Below are 19,251 nucleotides of genomic sequence, written 5' to 3'. Positions count from 1 at the left end.
TTTCATGCTAATATATTGATAGAAGAGTGAGAAATGGTTTAAAATGGGTACCTTGAAAGGAGGCAGCATATGAAGAATTGGCTATGGCTGGCGCTCATCCTTTTAGGTTTGATAGTTGTCACAGTCGGGGGATGGTATTATTATCCACAGTTTAAAATCGATCGTCTAAAAGCACAAAGTACCGCTTTACAGGACTCAGCCGGTAAACCTGAATCCCATAAAGTTTCCTATATCGGCCATTTAAGAAACCTTCCAGGAAAAACAATTCATCACCTTGCCCTGGGAGACTCTGTTATACAGGGTCGGGGGTCTGCGGAAGGCGGCTTTATCAAGATCGCCAACGATGAACTATCCTCGCTTACAGGAAAAAAAGCAATTTTGGATAACCAGGGCATCTCCGGCGCGACAAGCAGCGATCTGCTCAAGTATTTATCCACTCCTGAAATGAAAGAGAGAATTCATTCGGCAGATCTGATAACTATCAATATCGGGGGTAATGATCTCGTCAGTCTCGCATTAAAAGAAGGGCCGGTAAAAGCGCTGCAGGATTACACCGATGTTAAATCGTCCTATAAGGATAACCTTGTAAAAATTTTCTCCATTATCCGAGAAGAAAACCCTGACGCCATCCTTGTGTACAACGAATTGTACAATGCGGTGGATTCAGAGGAAAAATTCTTTCCTGCCACGAAGAAGTTATTGAATGACTGGAATCTTATTGCTTATGAAACCACTGCCGACCATAAACCATCAATTGTTATCCCGAGCAGTGAGGTGCTCAAACCCGAAAACAGAAAAGAATGGATTTACGATGCCATTCATCCGAATGATGAAGGCCATAAAATGATCGCAAAACAAATGATTAAAACACTAGAAGCCCCTTATCAGCAAAAATAAAAGCACCGTCCTTAAACAGGACAGTGCTTTTTGATATGGCAAAAAAATAGAGATGCCCTGGTCAAGGCATCTCATATGTATAGGGGATTACATTATCTCACCTATTCCACAGTTCTGTAAGTATCAAGAGACTTGCGTCTTGATGCCTATTTTTTCGGGTTAAACACAATAGCAGACCAATATAACTAAGACCTTTCCGCTAGTCCCGCATCCTTTTTAATCTGCTCTCTCGCTTTTGCGCTTTTAAGCCCGTTTTTCTCTTCCAGATAATCCAGAATTTCTTCAACCGTCATGCCCACGGCCTCTAATCCTTTGGCAATAGTGCGCAGATACCCGGGAGCAGGAGCCACATATTCTTCTTCACCCATGTCGTGATTGGATGTGAACGAGAAGATGGGATAGCCGTCGCAATCGCCAAGATAAACAATCGTGCCATACCATCCCTCTGTCAAAGGAAGAAAACGAGCTTCTTTAATCTTTTCAAAATCAAATTCAAGCCCTTCAATGCCGTTTTCCTGTGAGGCAACATCCATAAACTGTTCCTCGGTTACTAAATACATGCGGCCTATGGTTTTTGATGAAGCTGCCGGCTGATGGCCGATAAAAGCCACCCCGCCTGCTCCCCACTTACTTTCCTGCTTAGAAAAATAAAGCGGATATTCAATTTCAATCAGGCGATCCTCCAGTGGGGGGTTACAGTTTCTGCATCCCTTTTCCGCCTCAGAACTCCCTTCTGCCTGCGTTCCTTCTATGTAACAGGAAAACCTGTCTTTATTCATGTTCGATCCGTAGCTTGCATACCATACATACTTCATGCTTAACTCCTTCCTACAAATACCGCACCTGCTGTTTAATATAGCGGCGCAAATAACTGACAAAATCCATAAAACTGTTTTTATCGTCAAAAATTCCTTTTATCGTGTCCAACAGCGGGAAGATGCCATGCCTGTTAAACCTGACAGCTGTTGTTCCCCGGTAAAAATCGCTTCCATCTTCATTCAAAATCACTGTATCGATGTGTACTTCCTTTGTTCCTTCAATATAATGCTCGTTTACCTCAAAAACATCCAATACATTCAGCTTATATTTCAGCATATGGATTCCTCCCCGTCTCATTGTAACAAATGGCCGTCCGGAATTCCCGCCAGCCGAATGACAGCAGGATGAGCCATCTGTCAGTAATGGTACAAAAGCCCTTATTTTATTTTTGTTTTATAATATGTCAGAATTTACTGATAAATAAGTTGGTAAATAGCTACTATTGTACTATTGGGAATGTTTTGAAATAGTCTTAACGATTCTTGTTATATATTGGCAATCGGGATAAAATAGGAATATACAAGACAGGGACTGCGGCTTATTCGAATGAAACGTTCTAGCCCAATACTCAGGGGGAGGGAATGGTATGACAGTATTCGAAGCAATGTCGTTGATGATTGGTTTTTCCATGCTAGTGCTGACCATTATTCGCTCCAAGGACAACGATTAAGTTTTGCCCACATAATTATACAAAAAAGCCATGCGCTGAACGCATGGCTCTTTTTTATTCTACGACTAATTCATTTTCACGAACATCCACTCTTAACTCTTTGCTGTCTTCTTGATCCAATAACAAATCTGCGACGGCATCTTCTACTTTTTCCTGAATCACCCTGCGCAAAGGTCTTGCACCGAATGCTGGGTGATAGCCCAATTCAGCAATTTTCTTCTTCGCTTCATCCGTAAACTCAATTGTAATTCCCTGTTCCACAAGATTTTCTTTGAGATCGGCAAGCATGAGATCAACAATTTGTACCAGATCGCCTTCTTTTAGAGACTGGAACTGTACAATGCTGTCAAAACGGTTCAGGAATTCCGGCTTAAAGTAGGAACCAATCGCATCAAGAATACTGGTTTCTTTTTGTACTTCCGCGATTTCGTTGGTAAATCCTAATTTCTTGGTTTGCTTTACACCGCTGCCGGCATTGCTTGTCATGATGATGACTGTATCTTTAAAGGATACGGTACGGCCCTGGCTGTCAGTTAAGCGGCCATCCTCAAGGATTTGCAGGAACATGTGCTGTACATCGGGATGCGCCTTTTCGATTTCATCCAGCAAAATGATGCTGTAAGGCTTGCGGCGGACCATTTCAGTTAATTGTCCTGCTTCATCGTGACCGACATATCCAGGAGGTGAACCGATAAGCTTGGACACGGCATGTTTCTCCATGTATTCACTCATATCCAGACGGATCATGGCTTCCCTGTCACCAAATAATTCTTCTGCGAGTGACTTGGTCAATTCAGTTTTACCCACCCCAGTCGGACCGACGAAGAGGAAGGATCCGATTGGACGGTTCTTCGCTTTCAGACCTGCACGGCTTCGGCGGATCGCTTTGGATACTTTTTCAACTGCTTCTTGCTGGCCGATGACTTTTTGGGAAAGGTTCTTCGCCAAATCCTTCATTTTTGCCTGTTCGTCTTCCTGAAGCTTTCTAACAGGAATACCTGTTTTTTGCTCAACGATAGACTGGATGTCTTCAAGTGTAACGGCAGCTTTTTCTTTGCCTTCGTTTTCGGTTAATTTCCCCTGCAATTGAAGCTCTTCCTGTCTAAGTTTTGCAGCAAGCTCATAGTTTTCATTCATTGCTGCCTGTTCTTTTTCTTTTGAAATTTCTTCTAAGCGTTCTTCAATGGAAGAAATTTCATTGCCTGAGTGCAGCAAATTGATTTTAGAGCCTGCTTCGTCCATAAGATCGATCGCTTTATCCGGAAGGAAACGATCCTGGATATAGCGGTGGGACAAGTTAACACATGCTTTTAATACATCTTCTGAAAACGTTACTTCATGGTACTGCTCATATTTTGGAGCAAGACCTTTAAGAATTTCAAATGCTTTTTCAGGAGTTGGCTCATTTACGATGACCGGCTGGAACCGGCGCTCCAGTGCTGCGTCTTTTTCAATTTTGCGGTACTCTTTCAGTGTGGTTGCCCCTACAAGCTGAAGTTCACCGCGGGCAAGTGCCGGTTTTAAGATGTTGCCGGCGTCCATGGATCCCTCGGCTGAACCCGCACCGACAATTTGGTGGATCTCGTCAATGAACAAAATGATATTTTTACGTTTTTGAAGCTCTGCAATCAGCTGCTTCATCCGCTCTTCAAATTGTCCGCGAATGCCTGTATCCGCAACAAGAGAAGCTACATCAAGCAAGTAGACTTCCTTGGATTGAAGTTTAGCCGGAACCGCACCTTCGGCAATTTTTAATGCCAATCCTTCAGCTATGGCTGTCTTACCAACCCCCGGTTCCCCAATAAGAACAGGATTGTTCTTATTTCTTCGGTTCAAAATTTCGATCACACGGTTTATTTCTTCCTGACGGCCAATCACAGGGTCAACGAGGCCGGCTTTTGCAGCCTGGCTGATGTTGCGGCCGAATTGATCAAGGAAGCCTCCACCCCTGCCCCCGCCTTGCTGCTGGGCTTGCTGGGACTGCTTGCCGGAAAATCCGGAGTTCATGCCGTTGTTCATCATTTGTTTAAAGAAATCATCGAAGGATGAAAATTGGTTCATAGGATTCATACCCCCTGTTGTATTCATGGATTGAGTAATTTTATGATAGCAATCTGCACATAGTGTTAATTGTTGTTTATGTTGGTTAAAAGAAACGTTCATTTGAATTGTCGCAGGATTCACTTTACATTGTTCACATTTCATAAAGCATGTCCTCCTTTAAAATAGTTGGCCTTTGTTTGACTTTGACTATCTTTGACCTTATGTCTATATTATACTTTGACCTTCTTTGACTTTCAAGTCCTTTGCTCAAAAAAATGATATTTGCTTATTTAAAGTTCGTTGTTTTTATGAGTGTACTGCGGAAGAAATAAAAAATCAATCAATCTGCACTGCTCTGTGCGGCATAAAAAAATCCGCTCATAAAGAGCGGATCCTCACTGTATTTCAAACATCTTTTTCTGTCTGTAGTTGTTCTCTTCATTTTTCGCAGTCAGCCATATTTCTATGGTGTAGGTCCCTGCCGGCAAGTTTTTCACCATAATGTCCTGCGTAAATACTTCTCCCTGTTTCAGGGTGATTTTTGAAAGGGACTGGGTAAACATGTGATCCTGTGAATACTGATAAACCTTTTTCCCGTTTTTATCTGTAATGATGTAATCAAACTTTTTCCCGCTTGTAAATTCAAAGATTTTTACTTGCTCCGTCTGATTCTTCAGCTCGTAACGCATGAGCGTGCTGCCTGTTTTTTGCTCCATTACCGACAGCTTTAGTTCAATGGATCCTGCAACGATTCCCCCGCTATGGTCCCTGCCGGGCTTGTTCTGGTGCTGCTCCTGTTTATTTCCGTCTCCCATGACTGGCTCCCCCTTGTCCGCTTCCTTTTTTTCCGATGTCCCGCATGCGGTTAAAAGCAGTGTAAAACTAAGTATGAACAGCCATTTTTTCATGTCATCACCTCACCTAATAGTGTTGGCTGATTTTTGTCTTTTTAACAGAATAAAAAGGATTTTGGCTTTTCATCTCTAAATTACCCTAAGAAGAGAATAATCAACATACACCTAAGGGAGGATTTTTACATGCAGGCAACACATGAGGATTTACTTATGGAAATGAAAAAACTAACGGATGAAAAAAGGGCCACATGCAATGAAACCATTCTTCGCCAGCACAGCAAGGATGAATCTCATCATTCTCCTGTGCTTCCAGAAGTCGTTGTGTTTCCAAACTCAGCCGAAGAAGTTTCTTCTATAGTAACATTCGCCAATGAACATAAAATTCCTGTCGTTCCGTTTGGCGTCGGGTCCAGTCTTGAAGGTCACTGCATTCCTTTGCAAGGCGGCATCTCCATTAACTTTCAAAATATGAACAAGGTGCTGGAGGTCAGGCCCGAAGATTTTCTGGTCAAGGTTCAGCCGGGAGTAACCCGGACACAGCTGAATCAGGCTTTAAAGAAATACGGGCTGTTCTTTCCGGTAGACCCCGGAGCAGATGCAACTCTTGGCGGAATGGCAGCCACCAATGCAAGCGGCACTACAAGCGTCCGCTACGGCATCATGCGTCCCCAGGTCAGAGACCTCGAAGTCGTTCTTGCCGATGGTACCATCATTCATACAGGAGGTTTGGCGGCGAAATCTTCATCAGGCTACCATCTCACTGGCCTTTTCGTTGGATCTGAGGGAACACTTGGTGTGTTTACAGAACTCACCCTGAAGATATACGGCATTCCTGAGACAACTGTGGCTGGCAGAGCCGTTTTTCCGAGTGTGAAAGAAGCAGTTGACGGAGCTGTATCGTTATTGTCTTCAGGAAATTCTTTATCGCGCGTGGAGCTGGTGGACGAACCCTCCATTCGCCAGGTGAACAGTCACAGCGATACCTCCTATCCCGAGAAACCCACCCTTTTTCTTGAATTTCATGGCAATGAAGGCGGAATTGCCCAGGATGTTGCTTTTGCAGAAGAACTGCTTTCAGCCAATGGTTCTGAAGAACTGGTTTTCGAAACCGATTCCATCAAAAAGGCAAAGCTCTGGGAAGCGCGTCATAACCTGGCTTATGCGTTTAAGCACGGCTTTTCCGGAAGGGAAATGATGCTGACGGATGTAGTTGTGCCCCTTTCAGAATTAACCGGTGCCGTCGTCTATGCGCGTGAGCTGATTGAAAATGAGGGCTTGCCTGGCGGTGTGCTCGGCCACGTAGGAGACGGCAATTTCCATTCCATTATCATGTTTGATAAAAACAGCGACGAAGAAACGAAAAAAGCAAACCGGATCAACGAAAGAATTGTGGAATATGCACTTTCCAAAAAAGGAAGCTGTTCCGGCGAACACGGAATCGGCATTGGAAAAATGAAATATCTTCGGCAGGAGCACAGCGACACATTGCCGCTGATGAAAATGATCAAGCAGCAGTTTGACCCGAACAATATCATGAATCCAGGGAAGGTTTTATTTTAAAGGTTAAAGAGAAGGCACGCAGGGTAAAGATAGAGTAGAAATCATTGTGAAAAAGAAAGGACTCTATACGTGAAAACTCTGATCATTCTCATACTCGTCGTCATTCTCATTTACCTGTTTGTAAAAAGAAGAAGATAATTTTAAAGACCCCTTCCGTCCAGGAGGGGGTCTTTCTAAATCAAGCAATATAATTAAATGGATAATTTAACCTCAGCGTTCATGCCAGGGAGTACTTTGTCTGAAGGATTTTCAATAGAGATTTTAACTGCAACTTTTTGCGTTACCTTTGTATAGTTGCCACCTGAATTTTGTGAAGGCAATTGTGAGAACACAGAGTTGGCTGCATAGCCGATTTTCTCCACTTTCCCTTCAAACTTCACATCCGAATCGCCGTCTACGGTGATATCCACTTTATCTCCCTTTTTAATATCCGCTAATTCGGTTTCCTTAATATTGGCTGTGACAAATAAATGGTTCCGGTCTGCAGTTTGTGCCAATACTTCTCCAGCTTGTACCATCTGTTGATCTTTCACTGCGCTTTTTATTATGGTACCGCCTTGTTCAGCGGTAACCGGAAGATATTTTTCCTCTCCTGAAACACTGGCCAGCTGCTTGCCCATTTCCACCTTGTCTCCTTCTTCTTCTTTCCAGCCGTTCAGTTTTCCTGTTACGGGTGAGACAATTTGGGTAAAATCGGTGGTTACGGTTGCTTCATCTGTTTTTACATAGTTTTGACCCTGATAGTAGTAGTAGAAGCAAACTGCGATTAAGGCTAAAACAACTACAATCCCAACTGTGTTGGCAAAAATCAAACGCCCTTTTTTCATTCCTGTCATCTCCCTTTTTCTTTATGATGCATCCCGGGACTGCTGGTCCTCACGGGGTGAGGGAAGAAGCAGCCGTTTTTCTTTTTTCACAAGAGACCGGCCTTTTCCCGTCACTGTCTTACCAACGGAAGCCGCCAGCATGATGAATCCCAGACACACAAAAATGGTAAACAAATCATGATAGGCGCCTAATATGGCCGATCGTTTGGCATTGGCAATAAGTGAGTATGCGGCCATGCTTTTTGCCTCCGCAGCTGACATGCCCTGTTGGATAAAGGTACGAATCATCCGGGCCAGTTCTGAATTGACTTCCGGATTCATGCCATCCACCTGTTCACGAACCGTTTCATAGTGAACGGCATTTTTCATATAGGCATACCATCCCAGAAATGGAGCTGTAAGTGCACCAAGGAAATTTCGGATAAAGTGCAGTGAAACGGAACGCATAGACGCCTGATGCAGATCACCAGCGAGAGCCGTACCCAGTGCCCCTGATACAAGCACCATACTCACTCCACTTCCGAGGCATGCCACCTGGAAATACTGTGTATGGATGGAGACAGAAGGATTAAGGTTCCGCCACTCCATACCAATATAAATGACGAGAAGTGAACCAATAATTCCGAGAATGCCCGCTCCCCATTTGTCGTAAAAGAAGGTGCTGAAGAGAGCAGTTGCCACAATACCGATAAAGAACCATCCATAAACCAGGGACAAATAAGAAAATGGAAGATCCATATTATTACGGAGAATACCGTTGATGCCCGCCAGCGCAACAATCAACGAAATATGTGCTGACACAGCCATTAAGGTTCCGGAAATCGGTTTTGCATTCCAAAGCGCCCTGAAAGGAACAAGAGGGTTCTCCACCTGCCAGTCAATTGTGATAAATAAAACCAGCAAGAATAAAGCAGCCAGTAAAAATGGCCATACCAGATAGGAAGAAAAACCTTCTTCCTGCAGGTGAATCAGCGGAATCGCCAGGACTGCCATTGTGAGCGTCAAAATAAATACGCCGGTCTTGTCAATATGATAGGGTTCCTGCTGATCCTCTTCAGGCTTTGGCAAACTTGACGCTCCAACAAGCAGACATACTATTGAAGAAAATATATTTAATACAAACAGCCAGCGCCAGGCATCTGCATTTAATGACAATGCTCCAAACAAGGCACCAACCGCAGATGAACCGAAAAGCCCGCTGATCACGAAAAACAAAAACCAGTGGCGGACATGATTGGGAAACGACCGCAGCTTTACCGGCAGAATCGTCAGAAAAAGTATACCTGCACTTAACCCCTGGACCGTTCTCCCCACGATCAGTGTATCAAGGCCAGCAGAAAAAATATCGGTCATGGACCCAGCCAAAAAGATAAAAATAAACAGCAAATAAATTCTCCGCACCCCGTATTTCAGGGATAGCACACGTCCAACGGGCACGCCCAGCGCAAACGCAAGGTTGGACAAAATGGATGGAACCGCCATCTGATTGGTACTCAGGTTCAATCCATTCTGAATAATCATTTGGTTTACGGTATACGATAAATTAAGAAAATATTGCGGCCCGATCGCGAGAATGGTCAAAAGAGAAATAATCAAGTGTCTCGGTACACTGATTCTTTTTTTATCCTGTTGCATCTTTCTCTCCTCCTCCCGATTTTTTACAACTTGTATAATACAAGTTGTAAAACACAAGTTATATTATATAAGCAGCCGCCCAAAAAAAGCAACTAATCAAGAGCAAAAAAAAGACAATGGCCTGCCTTGCCATTGTCTTTTATCTTTTCCAATTTTTAAAATCGCGGTTTAATCGCTTCAAATTCCCTTCCAGCGCTTTCAATTCATCAGCCTGCCACTCACTGAGCACTTCCTCATAAGCATTATATCTTGCTTGCTGAACCTTTCTGAGAGATTTCAAACCTGTTTCAGTCACTTCGAGCCTGCTGATCCTTCCATTTTGCGGGTCAGGAAAACGCCTTATGTAATTTTTTCTCTCAAGTGACGCTACCTGCCTGCTGGCTGTGGAAAGATTCAATTTTAATTCTTCTGCCAATATATTAATAGCCAGCGTACCGTTTTTGTCCAGTTCGCTTAATATAAGATATTCAGAACGGTCCAAATCCCCGAGTCTTGGACTGTGTGCAGTAGTCAGCCTTACCAGAAGCGCAATTTCTTGTTCAATGATTCGAAGCGAGTCCTCTTCCATGGTGGTTCCCCCTCATAAATCGGCAATAAAGCTATTATAAATGAAAAAACCATTCAAGAAAAATGAGTCACAAAAAACCAAAAGCGCCTTTCAACAAGGTGCTTTTGGTTTTCCAAATGAGCTTAGCCTTTAATGAAGTTGTTCATTGTACGATTGATATTCCCACTGGGCCAAATCATAATATCCCTGATTAATTCTGGTCTTTTCCTCCTCCAGCACAGACAGGAGGTCTGCCGGCAAATGGCTGGTCTGAACGGAAAGATCAATGGAATCGTTCGGTGAATAGATGAGAACAGTAAACAGCTTCTTGGAGCCCATTTCCATTCCGTGTACATGAAGATAATTTAAATCATGAATGCGGTAAACGAAAAAAATTCGGTAAGGAGACATACAAAGTTCCTGCCTTTTTAGCAACCAGTATGTCCTCTTTAGCCTTTTTTAAACGACGGAAAGGGGATAAATGGGCAGCTTGACTTGAACCTTCGTTCCTTTTCCTTCTTCACTTTCAAAGTGGATTTGTCCAAAATGTTCTTTAACGATTTTATAGCATACCATTAATCCAAGACCTGTTCCTTTTTCCTTTGTGGTATAAAAGGGCTCACCCAGTTTTTCAAGCCGGTCCCTCGGGATTCCCGAACCCTGGTCCACCATTTCCACAATCACATTTCCTTTGCTTCTTGTAAGGGTCAGCTTGATGAGTCCCCCCTTGTCCATGGCTTCGATTGAATTTTTTAAGAGGTTAATAAAAAGCTGCTTCAATTGATTTTCCACACAATAAACAGGTGGGATTTCCCCAAATGTGTTCAGCTTAATTTGGACATTTTTTATAATGGCCTGTGTATCCAGGAGCCGCACCACGCTCTCGAGCATGTCTTTCAGGGAACTGTTTTCAAAATGAACGGCCTGGGGCTTGGCAACGAGCATCAGCTCACCGACAATATCATTGATCCGCTTTAATTCAGTCAGCATAATTCCAATATATCGATCCTTCATTTCCTCATCAGATTCCTTTAGCAGCTGGGCAAAGCCGATAAGCGATGTAAGAGGATTGCGGATTTCGTGAGCGACACCTGCCGCGAGCTCGCCCAGAACAGACAGCTTCTCTGATTTCCTTATAAGCTCTTCGGTCTCTTTGGTTGCCGTTATATCCCGAGCAATGGTTACATAACTCTCAATCTCATCCCATTCGTTTAAAACCGGGACGGCGTTGGTTTCCATAACCACCCAGTCCCCACTGTATATTTTCAGCCGGAATTCAAACGTAAAGGGTTTCTTCCGGCTTCTCGCTTTGGCAAACGTGGCACGCAGGAATTCCCAATCATCCGGATGAATTCTTGAATAAAGAACCTCATTCAATTCATCCAGCCCATCTGTCAGCCCAAGCAATCCTTCATGTGAAGGTGAGCAGTACAGAAGTTTGCCCGATGGATCAGCCACAGCAATCAAATCTTTGGAATGCTCAGCAATCACCCGGTACTTGGCTTCACTTTCCCGCAGCGCCCTCTCTGCTTTCTTTTGGGGTGTAATATCCCGGTAAATTAAACAAAAGCCGATAACTTTTCCCTGCATATTTCGAATGGCCGAGAAAGAAATGGAAACATCGATCCTTGTTCCTTCTTTGCACACCCGCTGGGTTTCAAAGGAAGGGACAGTGCTTCCTTCCGCCAGCAGGGTCATAATACTTTTTGACTCGGGTTTATATTCAGATGGGATAATCACATCTATATCTACTCTGCCAGAGATCAGATCTTCTTCTTTCCAGCCAAATAAATGTTCAAAAGAATGGTTCACTTTGATCGGATTTTCCTTTGTATCCACAATCAGTATCGCATCGGTCGTTCCTTCAAGAACCGATTCCAATAATTCAAGGGCCACACTGAGTTCTTCTTCCTTCTCTTTATGCTGGGTGATATCGCGTCCCGTTACAAACAAATACAGAGGATTGCCCTCATCATCAAAGGTTGCTTGTTTAATCAATTCAAGAATAATACAGGAACCATCCTTTTGGAGCACTTCCTCCTGGATTTTAATCGGCTGGCCCGTTTCCCATGCTTTTTGGTCTGTTTCCCGGCAGCGCCGGATGGTATCCGGCTTAAGGAAGCAGGAAGTTTCTTCAGCTCGCAAGCCTTTATATGAACACCGGTCGACACCGCACACTTGTAATGCAAATTCATTGGCTTCAAGCCATTCGCCTTCCTGGTTTTTCAAACAGATGAACTCAGGAATAACATCAATTAACTTTTTCAATACGCCAAGCTTTGGGAGAAGCTCATTACCCGTCAGTATCATATAGGTCCACACCCTCAACTATCAGTCTGTCGTTTTCTGTCTCTAACCTCCTCTATATTAGATAAAAAGGGACCGTATTCCTTCATGAATCGACCGACAAAATGAGGAACAAATCGCTCTTTTATGACAAAAAAAAACCCCCTTGAGCGGGGGTTCTCTCTTATACTGCCTTTACAGCTTCTTTTAATGACTTGCCAGGCTTGAATGCCGGCACACTGCTTGCAGCAATCATAATTTCTTCGCCTGTCAAAGGGTTACGTCCTTTACGGGCGTTCCGGTTGCGAGTTTCAAAGGTTCCAAACCCAATCAGCTGAACGCTTTCTCCCTGCTTCAATGCATTGGTAATGGATTCAAGTACAGCTTCCACCGCAAGGGTTGATTCCTTTTTATTCATGCTTGTAGCCATTTTTACTGCGTCAACTAAATCTTGCTTTCTCATAATAAAAGACCTCCTAAAATAGCAATTTAATGTGTTGCATTTGCTACCATTATTAACCGTTCTGCATGTTTTATACCTATGTCCCTGTTTTTTTCGCAAACAAAAAAACCTTGAGACTATTATGCTCAAGGTTCGTGGATTCTTACTTCTAAAATCCGTATACGGTCATACCGCCATCGACGAACAACGTTTGGCCCGTGCAATAGGATCCCGCGTCCGAAGCGAGGAAAACAGCCGGCCCAACCAGCTCCTGCAGCTCGCCGACCCTGTTGAGCGGAGTACGGGACAGGATATCGTTGAGATAGGCTTCATCTGCGAGCAGCTTTTCGGTCAGCGGGGTTTTGAAATACCAGGGACCGATCGCATTTACATTAATTCCATACTTTCCCCATTCCAGTGCAAGGTTTTTGGTCATTTGGATCAGCGCGGCTTTAGTGGAAGCATAGACTACCCCGGTGCGCAGTGCCACATGGCCCCCTACTGATGAAATATTCAGGATTCGGCCATATCCTGCTTCCTTCATCCGCTTTCCGGCTTCTTGGGAAAAATAAAAAGCAGATCGGAGGTTTGTGTTGATAATGGTTTCCCATTCTTCCTCTGTCACATCAAGCGCCTTGCTCCTGATATTCATGCCGGCATTATTCACCAAAATATGTAAAGGAATGTGATCTGTATCCAGAGAATGATACAAAGACTGTATTTCTTGCTTTTGTGTGACATCTGCAGCGTACGTATACGCTTTTCTGCCCATCTCCTGAACGAGCCCTGCCACCTCGTCCAGATCCTTCCGGGTACGCGAAACCAAAATAACATCAGCTCCGGCTTCTGCAAAGCCGATGGCCAGCGCCCGGCCGATTCCCCGGCCCGCACCAGTAATCATTGCTGTTTTTCCTGCCAATGAAAAGGATGGCAAATACATTAGAATCTTCCTCTCTGATCAATACTTAAGCATTATTTTTTCAATAATCAAACCATTATCATTTTAGCATATTCAAATGAAACTGCATTTTTTTATGGCTCCGGTGAACGAAACGAGTGCAATAAACGTCATAGTATTGATTCTTGAATCTTGAGCGGCAAGGAGGAATGTGCAGTAATGGAGGAAAAGGACTTGATTCAACAAGCAAAAAAAGGGGACCAGCACGCTCTTTCTCTTTTGCTGCAGCAAAATTATTCGATTCTTTTTCATTACCTTTTAAAAATCACCATGAACCGGCCGCTGACCGAAGATCTTGTGCAGGAAACCATGCTAAAATGCATACAAAAAATCGGCATGTATCAGGAAAAAGCAAAATTCTCTTCCTGGCTGATTTCCATCGCTTCTCACCTGTATATGGATCAGATCAGAAAACAGAAGACGGAGAAAAAATACAACGAACAGTTCAAACAGGCACGGAATTTAAAATGGAAAGCTAAAACCAGCAACGAAGAATGGTCTGAATTGCTGGACGCCCTATCTTTATTAAACGAGGAAATTCGGATTCCGTTAGTTCTGAAGCATTATTACGGGTACACCTACGACGAAATCGGCACGTTGCTGAAGATCCCGACAGGAACCGTGAAATCAAGAACCCACAACGGGTTGAAATTTATAAGGGAGGAGTTGGGAGACCATGAAAGAAAACGAGGAGATGCTTGAACAGCAGCTTGCAGACGAGCTTTCAAAAATAGAAAAATGGGTCAATGCCCCTGTACCTGACATCGTCTTTTTTGAACAGCTTGTTGCTGAAGAAAAAAAGCGAAACCGTCAGCAGCTTATAAAGGAGCTGTTCTATTTCGCCCTGACGGCGGCAGTAATTCTTTGCTGTGTAGCGGTTATGCTCATACGCCTTCCTGTTTTCTTCTTGCTGCTGCAAATTCCGGTTATGGCTGCTGCCGTATTCTTTCTCTTTTATCATCAAAAAAAGGATGGTGAATGGAATGACATCTGATATCCATAATCTGCCCCTGTGGTCTCTCGTTCTGTTAATCCTCGTTTTGCTGTGTCAGAGCACCTGGCTTTTTCTAGATGGAAGAAAACGGGGATACCGCTATTGGCTTTGGTCTTTATGGGGCCTGATCCAATGCCCGCTCCCGATTCTTTTTTACCTGATTTTCGCGAGAAAGGTATTCCGCAGAACCCCTTCAAAAATTTAAAAAGAGGAGCTTATACGGCGGTATAGGCTCCTCTTTTTCTTATTCTTTTTCCACCCATTCCTTCCGCAATACAAATAGTTCACGTAATTCCCGTGTGGACAGTTCAGTGATCCAATTTTCACTGGTAATGACTTTTTCGCTTAATTCTTTTTTGCTTTCAAGCATTTCGTCAATACGCTCTTCCAGCGTTCCAAGCGTAATCATTTTGTGTACTGTCACAAATTTTTTCTGACCGATCCGGTGGGCACGGTCCGTTGCCTGGTTTTCCACCGCCGGATTCCACCACCGGTCATAGTGGATAACGTGGTTGGCTTCTGTAAGATTCAGCCCTGTCCCTCCTGCTTTCAATGAAAGAACAAAAACGTTGTGCTTTTTGTCCTGAAACTGTTCAATCATCTCATCGCGTTTTCCTTTTGGAATTCCGCCATGCAGGAATGGCACTTCCTCATCCCACCGCTTTTCAATATAATCCTTTATCATGTTTCCCATAAACAGGAATTGCGTAAAGATCAGGCAGCGTTCATCCTTCTCCTTGATGGCCTCCAAAAGCTCGATCAGTTTCGAGAATTTGCCTGATCGTTCTTCCAGCCTGGTTTTCTTTTCTTCTTTTAAATAGAGGACGGGGTGATCACAAATTTGCTTCAATTTGCCGAGGAGTGCCAATATCAGCCCTCTTCTCTTCATTCCTTTCTCTTGTTCCAGCTGCTGAAAAGTATCCTGGATGATCCGTTCATACAGTGTAGCCTGTTCCGTTGTGAGGTGCACATACTCTTTAATCTCCTGTTTATCCGGCAGGTTCAGCTGAACATGGGGATCCTGCTTTGTCCTTCTCAGCAGAAAAGGCTGAACGAGACTTTGGAGCTGCTTAAGCCTTTCATTGTCATGCTCCCTTTCAACAGGAATAACGAATCTCTTGCGAAAGGCGGTTTCACTTCCAAGGTAACCGGGATTAAGAAAGTCAAAGATTGCCCATAGCTCCAGAAGACGGTTTTCTACCGGTGTCCCGGTCAGCGCAATTTTATGGCGGCCGGACAAACGCCGGATGCTTCTGGACTGCTTGGTAAAACTGTTTTTGATGTTTTGCGCTTCATCGAGAATGATAGCATCCCACATCACAGGCTGAAATTCTTCCTGATCAAGCTGTGCTGTCGTATAGGAGGTTAAAACCACATCAGCATCCCTGATCGCCTCCATAAATTCTTCTCCCCTGATTCGTGAAGAACCATAATGAAGAAAAACGTTCAGGCTCGGTGAAAAGTGCTGCAGCTCTTTTTGCCAATTCCCGATAACAGACGTGGGACAGATCAAAAGCACAGGGAGCTGACCGCTTCCTTTCCCTTGTCGGGTACTAAGGAGGTAATCAATGGTCTGAATGGTCTTTCCAAGCCCCATATCGTCAGCAAGGCATCCGCCCAGTCCAAACTTCCTTAAAAACTGAAGCCAGGAAGTGCCTACTTGTTGATACTCACGAAGACTGCCTTTAAACCCGGGTGCCAGGGGCTGAATCGGAATTTCCCTTACTTCGGACAGCTGCTCCACCATTTGCGAAAGATCACTGTTCAGTTCAATATTGACATAGCGCAGCATGGAGGGCTCTGCTTCACTGCCCGCTTTTTCATTTTGAAGAAGATGCTGCTCCAGAATATCCTTCAGCTGCAAGCCCTTTTTGTTGACACTTTTCATGACTTGCCGCACTTCACGGATGAAAGCAGGATCCAGCTTAAACCATTTGCCCTTGATTTTGACCAGACGCCTTCTGCTGTCGACCAGCTTCATGAATTCGTCCTCGCTTAATTCAATATCACCAGTAGACACCTTCCAGTCAAATTGAACAATAGCATCCAGCCCCAAAAAGGACGGCGCATAACCGGATGTATTTTTCACCTTGGCTTTAATGTCGGGCTGGAGGTCTTTCAATGCTTCCCACCATGACGGAAGAAGAATCTTAAATCCTCCCTCTTCGAGCCATTCGCCTTTCTCATTTAAAAAATCCCAGGCTTCATTTTCTGTCAATTTGTTTTTAAAAGAGCCATCCTTCTTTTTTAAAAAAGGCACCAACGTTCCCGCAAACGCCAAATCTTCGCCGATCCGGTCTTTATAGGCATCCCAGCCGTCCTTTGGAAGTGACCCATCATCCTTCCATTCAAAGGCCGAACCGTCCTCTTTGTCCTCCAGCATCACCAATACATTCCAAAACCGGTCATCTTCCGCAGGTTCCTGAAGCTCAAAGAGCAAATCAAACGGTTTTTCATCTTTTTTCCATCCTAATTTAACGAGCCATGACTCTTCCGAAAGATTTTCGTACAAAGCGTTCTTTTCCAAAAGATGCTCAAACGGAAAACGGTCAAAAAAGGCAGGATCCGCATCCAGCCTTTCAGGTTCTGTTAACGCAAGCCCGTCGATGGCGGTATTGGCCCAATCAGACAGTTCTCTTGAAGTGCCCTCGATCTCCCATCGCCAAAGTCCCGTCTTCCAGGCAGCAAAGCTCGGCTTTACCACATCATTTTTCAATGAACAAGTGACCCATTCGGCTTCCTCCATCATCGCTTGTGCATCTTGCGTCCAATTGCTCTTCTTGAGGAAAAATCGTGGATGATTGGTGAACAGGCGAAAAGCATCCTCCGCAGAGACATAGATATTCTGTTCATCATCCCTGTCAACAAAGGTGCCGTAGTAGGATTCTTGATGCCAGGCAAACAACAAAGGCATCCAGTCATCAATATGAATCCGGCTTCCCTTCTTTTCACACCAGAACATCATTCTTTTTTCTTCCAGCCATTTTGTATGAATAACAATGGCAGTCACATCAATCATGTATGAATTTTCCTTTCCTCAGCTCTTCCTGTAATGCACGAAGCCGCCCATATTGGGCAGACAGCTTTTCAATGTACTCATTAAACTGCCAGGTACGGTCCGATTTTTGATAAATGGACTGCAGCTTCTTCAAAAAGCGAATAGCCAATTTGTAGGATTTACGGTTTTTTTCCCGGATAAGCCGGTCGACGGATTGGTGGTAAATCGGCAGCAGAGCATCCATTTCCAGCTGCTCCACATCTTTCAAGTCAGCAGAATTGATCAGGGAAGGAGAATAGCCCATTAACAGCTGAAGCTCCGTCCAGCGCTTGAAATCCTGCTGAACATGCAAAAACTCGTTATATTCATAAAATGTGACAGGGAGGCAATCCACGAGCATCTGTTCATATTCTTGTTCTTCGCCCGTATACTGGGCATACTTCCAAAAGAATTCGATATACTGATGAAATTCTTCCCGTACCGAAGCGTCCTTATAATAATCCTGGGTCTTGCGGTAAAATTCCGGCTTCAGGGCAAGAAGCCATTTCAGGAGGGTTTCCCACTTCTCCCAATGAAAAAGGAGCTCAAGCCAAATTAATGCATGGCGGGATGAAAATTGCTCAGTGCTTTCCATCCTCTTGAATGCCTCCTTAAGATCATCTCTCAAAAAGGCAAAATGAACGAGCGCCATATCAAGGAATTGGGCCCGTGATCCTTTTTCTTTCTCGGCAAGCAGCTGTTTCTCATAGGACACTACCCATTTCTCTACATGGTAAATGGTCGCCCAGCCGACCTGAAATACCCTAAATATGGTATCAAAGTATCGGGAGGGGAGCTTAAAGATATTCTGGAATTCTCGTAAACTTTCTTCAATCAGATCAAGGTGCTCACTCCTCAGACGCTCTCCATCTATCTCCATGGCTGTCTTAAACATGCCATCCACCAGCTGTTTGAGATTAAGTCGAAAGTGAGAGTGTAAATAATCGGGAATGCCAAATTGTTTTTCATATTCCGTCAGTCTGAGAAATGTTTCAAGCTGGGCATGGAAACGGTACAGCCTTCCTATATCGTCATCCAAAAAGGTCGCAGAATTTAACAAGCCGGGATAGAATTCCCTGTAAATATGGGTAAATGTATATCCTTCTCCCTTTTCCAGCTCTTTAAAGGTCATATTCTGCATTTTGGTACGTTCAAAATCTTCAAAGCGCTGATCAAAAACTGTTTTCCATTCTTCCACCGAATGTACGTTTTGAATCAATCGCCTTTTTGGCAGGTCTCCGGTATTTTGCAGACTGTCTGTTATCCCGGCATGCCGGGCCAAGCCGCTCTTCTCCTTATCTTTCGGTTTTCCACGCTGGCTTTTCCACTCCAGTATCAGTTGATATGGCGGGCCAAAGGAAGCATACATTTGAAAGAACACAGCCATAATGTGAGTACAAGGTTTAGGTTCCCGGCAAGTACAGCTGCTCTCGAGGAAATGGTCAAGATTGAGGCTTACCTCCTCACGCTCTCCTTCCCCCGTAACACTCCCGCTCACCACATTTTCTTTTTTTACATTAATATTATATACAGCGCCTTTCTGATAGAGCGCATAACCATCCTGGATCGCTTCACTGCTAAAATGAAACAGCACTGTTTTTCCAATGTTCAACACAACGTCTTTAGGGATTTGCTTACTTAACATGTGAGCCTCCGATATATAGTATCCTCCATTATATCAA

General features: G+C 44.0%; 18 protein-coding genes. 5 read left to right on the top strand and 13 right to left on the bottom strand.

Annotated elements, in window-relative coordinates; translation table 11 throughout:
- The first annotated feature begins 69 nt into the window (after window positions 1-69).
- The gene (locus QYB97_RS07750) at window positions 70-897 is read left to right on the top strand and encodes a GDSL-type esterase/lipase family protein (RefSeq protein ID WP_301165413.1); all 828 of its coding nucleotides are present in this window, start codon (window positions 70-72) and stop codon (window positions 895-897) included.
- 185 nt (window positions 898-1,082) lie between these two features.
- On the opposite strand, the gene QYB97_RS07745 is transcribed toward QYB97_RS07750, so the two are convergent.
- Together QYB97_RS07745 and QYB97_RS07740 are read right to left on the bottom strand one after the other, a co-directional pair.
- A complete protein-coding gene (locus QYB97_RS07745) occupies window positions 1,083-1,712 on the bottom strand; it encodes a hypothetical protein (protein ID WP_301165412.1) in 630 nt (209 codons plus the stop codon).
- A 13-nt stretch (window positions 1,713-1,725) separates the two neighbouring features.
- A complete protein-coding gene (locus QYB97_RS07740; protein WP_301165411.1) occupies window positions 1,726-1,992 on the bottom strand; it encodes a hypothetical protein in 267 nt (88 codons plus the stop codon).
- A 310-nt stretch (window positions 1,993-2,302) separates the two neighbouring features.
- Here QYB97_RS07740 and QYB97_RS25175 point away from each other — a divergent pair, with 310 nt between their 5' ends.
- Window positions 2,303-2,386: a putative holin-like toxin gene (locus tag QYB97_RS25175; protein WP_353051312.1), complete on the top strand. Its 84-nt coding sequence runs from the start codon at window positions 2,303-2,305 to the stop codon at window positions 2,384-2,386.
- Window positions 2,387-2,440: 54 nt separating this feature from the next.
- Here the strand turns inward: QYB97_RS25175 and QYB97_RS07735 are convergent, their stop codons facing one another.
- Window positions 2,441-4,591: an ATP-dependent Clp protease ATP-binding subunit gene (locus QYB97_RS07735; protein WP_301165410.1), complete on the bottom strand. Its 2,151-nt coding sequence runs from the start codon at window positions 4,589-4,591 to the stop codon at window positions 2,441-2,443.
- Between the two features lie 233 nt (window positions 4,592-4,824).
- The gene (locus tag QYB97_RS07730) at window positions 4,825-5,337 is read right to left on the bottom strand and encodes a BsuPI-related putative proteinase inhibitor (protein ID WP_301165409.1); all 513 of its coding nucleotides are present in this window, start codon (window positions 5,335-5,337) and stop codon (window positions 4,825-4,827) included.
- 129 nt (window positions 5,338-5,466) lie between these two features.
- Here QYB97_RS07730 and QYB97_RS07725 point away from each other — a divergent pair, with 129 nt between their 5' ends.
- Entirely contained in the window at window positions 5,467-6,843 is a 1,377-nt protein-coding gene (locus tag QYB97_RS07725; protein WP_301165408.1) for an FAD-binding oxidoreductase, read from the top strand.
- A 191-nt stretch (window positions 6,844-7,034) separates the two neighbouring features.
- Here QYB97_RS07725 and QYB97_RS07720 read toward each other — a convergent pair whose 3' ends face one another.
- The 7 genes from QYB97_RS07720 to QYB97_RS07690 form a co-directional block, all read right to left on the bottom strand.
- Window positions 7,035-7,670 carry an HlyD family secretion protein gene (locus tag QYB97_RS07720; protein ID WP_301165407.1) on the bottom strand — a complete coding sequence of 212 codons (636 nt, stop codon included), beginning with the start codon at window positions 7,668-7,670 and terminating at the stop codon, window positions 7,035-7,037.
- Window positions 7,671-7,691: 21 nt separating this feature from the next.
- The gene (locus tag QYB97_RS07715; RefSeq protein WP_301165406.1) at window positions 7,692-9,305 is read right to left on the bottom strand and encodes an MFS transporter; all 1,614 of its coding nucleotides are present in this window, start codon (window positions 9,303-9,305) and stop codon (window positions 7,692-7,694) included.
- 139 nt (window positions 9,306-9,444) lie between these two features.
- The gene (locus tag QYB97_RS07710; protein WP_301165405.1) at window positions 9,445-9,873 is read right to left on the bottom strand and encodes a MarR family winged helix-turn-helix transcriptional regulator; all 429 of its coding nucleotides are present in this window, start codon (window positions 9,871-9,873) and stop codon (window positions 9,445-9,447) included.
- A 129-nt stretch (window positions 9,874-10,002) separates the two neighbouring features.
- Window positions 10,003-10,263 carry a hypothetical protein gene (locus QYB97_RS07705; protein ID WP_301165404.1) on the bottom strand — a complete coding sequence of 87 codons (261 nt, stop codon included), beginning with the start codon at window positions 10,261-10,263 and terminating at the stop codon, window positions 10,003-10,005.
- Between the two features lie 48 nt (window positions 10,264-10,311).
- Window positions 10,312-12,162, bottom strand: a complete 1,851-nt coding sequence (locus tag QYB97_RS07700; protein ID WP_301165403.1) for a PAS domain-containing sensor histidine kinase — start codon at window positions 12,160-12,162, stop codon at window positions 10,312-10,314.
- A 160-nt stretch (window positions 12,163-12,322) separates the two neighbouring features.
- Window positions 12,323-12,601 carry an HU family DNA-binding protein gene (locus QYB97_RS07695; RefSeq protein WP_301165402.1) on the bottom strand — a complete coding sequence of 93 codons (279 nt, stop codon included), beginning with the start codon at window positions 12,599-12,601 and terminating at the stop codon, window positions 12,323-12,325.
- 148 nt (window positions 12,602-12,749) lie between these two features.
- A complete protein-coding gene (locus tag QYB97_RS07690) occupies window positions 12,750-13,520 on the bottom strand; it encodes an SDR family NAD(P)-dependent oxidoreductase (RefSeq protein ID WP_301165401.1) in 771 nt (256 codons plus the stop codon).
- 192 nt (window positions 13,521-13,712) lie between these two features.
- Between QYB97_RS07690 and sigY the strand changes: the two genes are divergently transcribed.
- Together sigY and QYB97_RS07680 are read left to right on the top strand one after the other, a co-directional pair.
- Window positions 13,713-14,240 (top strand): RNA polymerase sigma factor SigY, encoded by a 528-nt coding sequence (sigY, locus tag QYB97_RS07685; protein ID WP_301165400.1) that lies wholly within the window; start codon window positions 13,713-13,715, stop codon window positions 14,238-14,240.
- Window positions 14,215-14,532: a YxlC family protein gene (locus tag QYB97_RS07680; protein ID WP_301165399.1), complete on the top strand. Its 318-nt coding sequence runs from the start codon at window positions 14,215-14,217 to the stop codon at window positions 14,530-14,532. Before sigY ends, QYB97_RS07680 begins: the two co-directional genes overlap by 26 nt.
- A 244-nt stretch (window positions 14,533-14,776) precedes the next feature.
- Here the strand turns inward: QYB97_RS07680 and QYB97_RS07675 are convergent, their stop codons facing one another.
- Window positions 14,777-17,551 carry a DEAD/DEAH box helicase gene (locus tag QYB97_RS07675; RefSeq protein WP_301165398.1) on the bottom strand — a complete coding sequence of 925 codons (2,775 nt, stop codon included), beginning with the start codon at window positions 17,549-17,551 and terminating at the stop codon, window positions 14,777-14,779.
- Window positions 17,544-19,214 carry an SWIM zinc finger family protein gene (locus QYB97_RS07670; RefSeq protein WP_301165397.1) on the bottom strand — a complete coding sequence of 557 codons (1,671 nt, stop codon included), beginning with the start codon at window positions 19,212-19,214 and terminating at the stop codon, window positions 17,544-17,546. The genes QYB97_RS07675 and QYB97_RS07670 overlap by 8 nt, the downstream gene beginning before the upstream one ends.
- Window positions 19,215-19,251: the final 37 nt, after the last annotated feature.

Source organism: Fictibacillus fluitans (assembly GCF_030418125.1).
Taxonomy (GTDB): Bacteria; Bacillota; Bacilli; order Bacillales; family Fictibacillaceae; genus Fictibacillus_C; species Fictibacillus_C fluitans.
The sequence above is the reverse complement of the archived record's forward strand: the minus strand, read 5'-3'. Positions and strand labels throughout refer to the sequence as shown.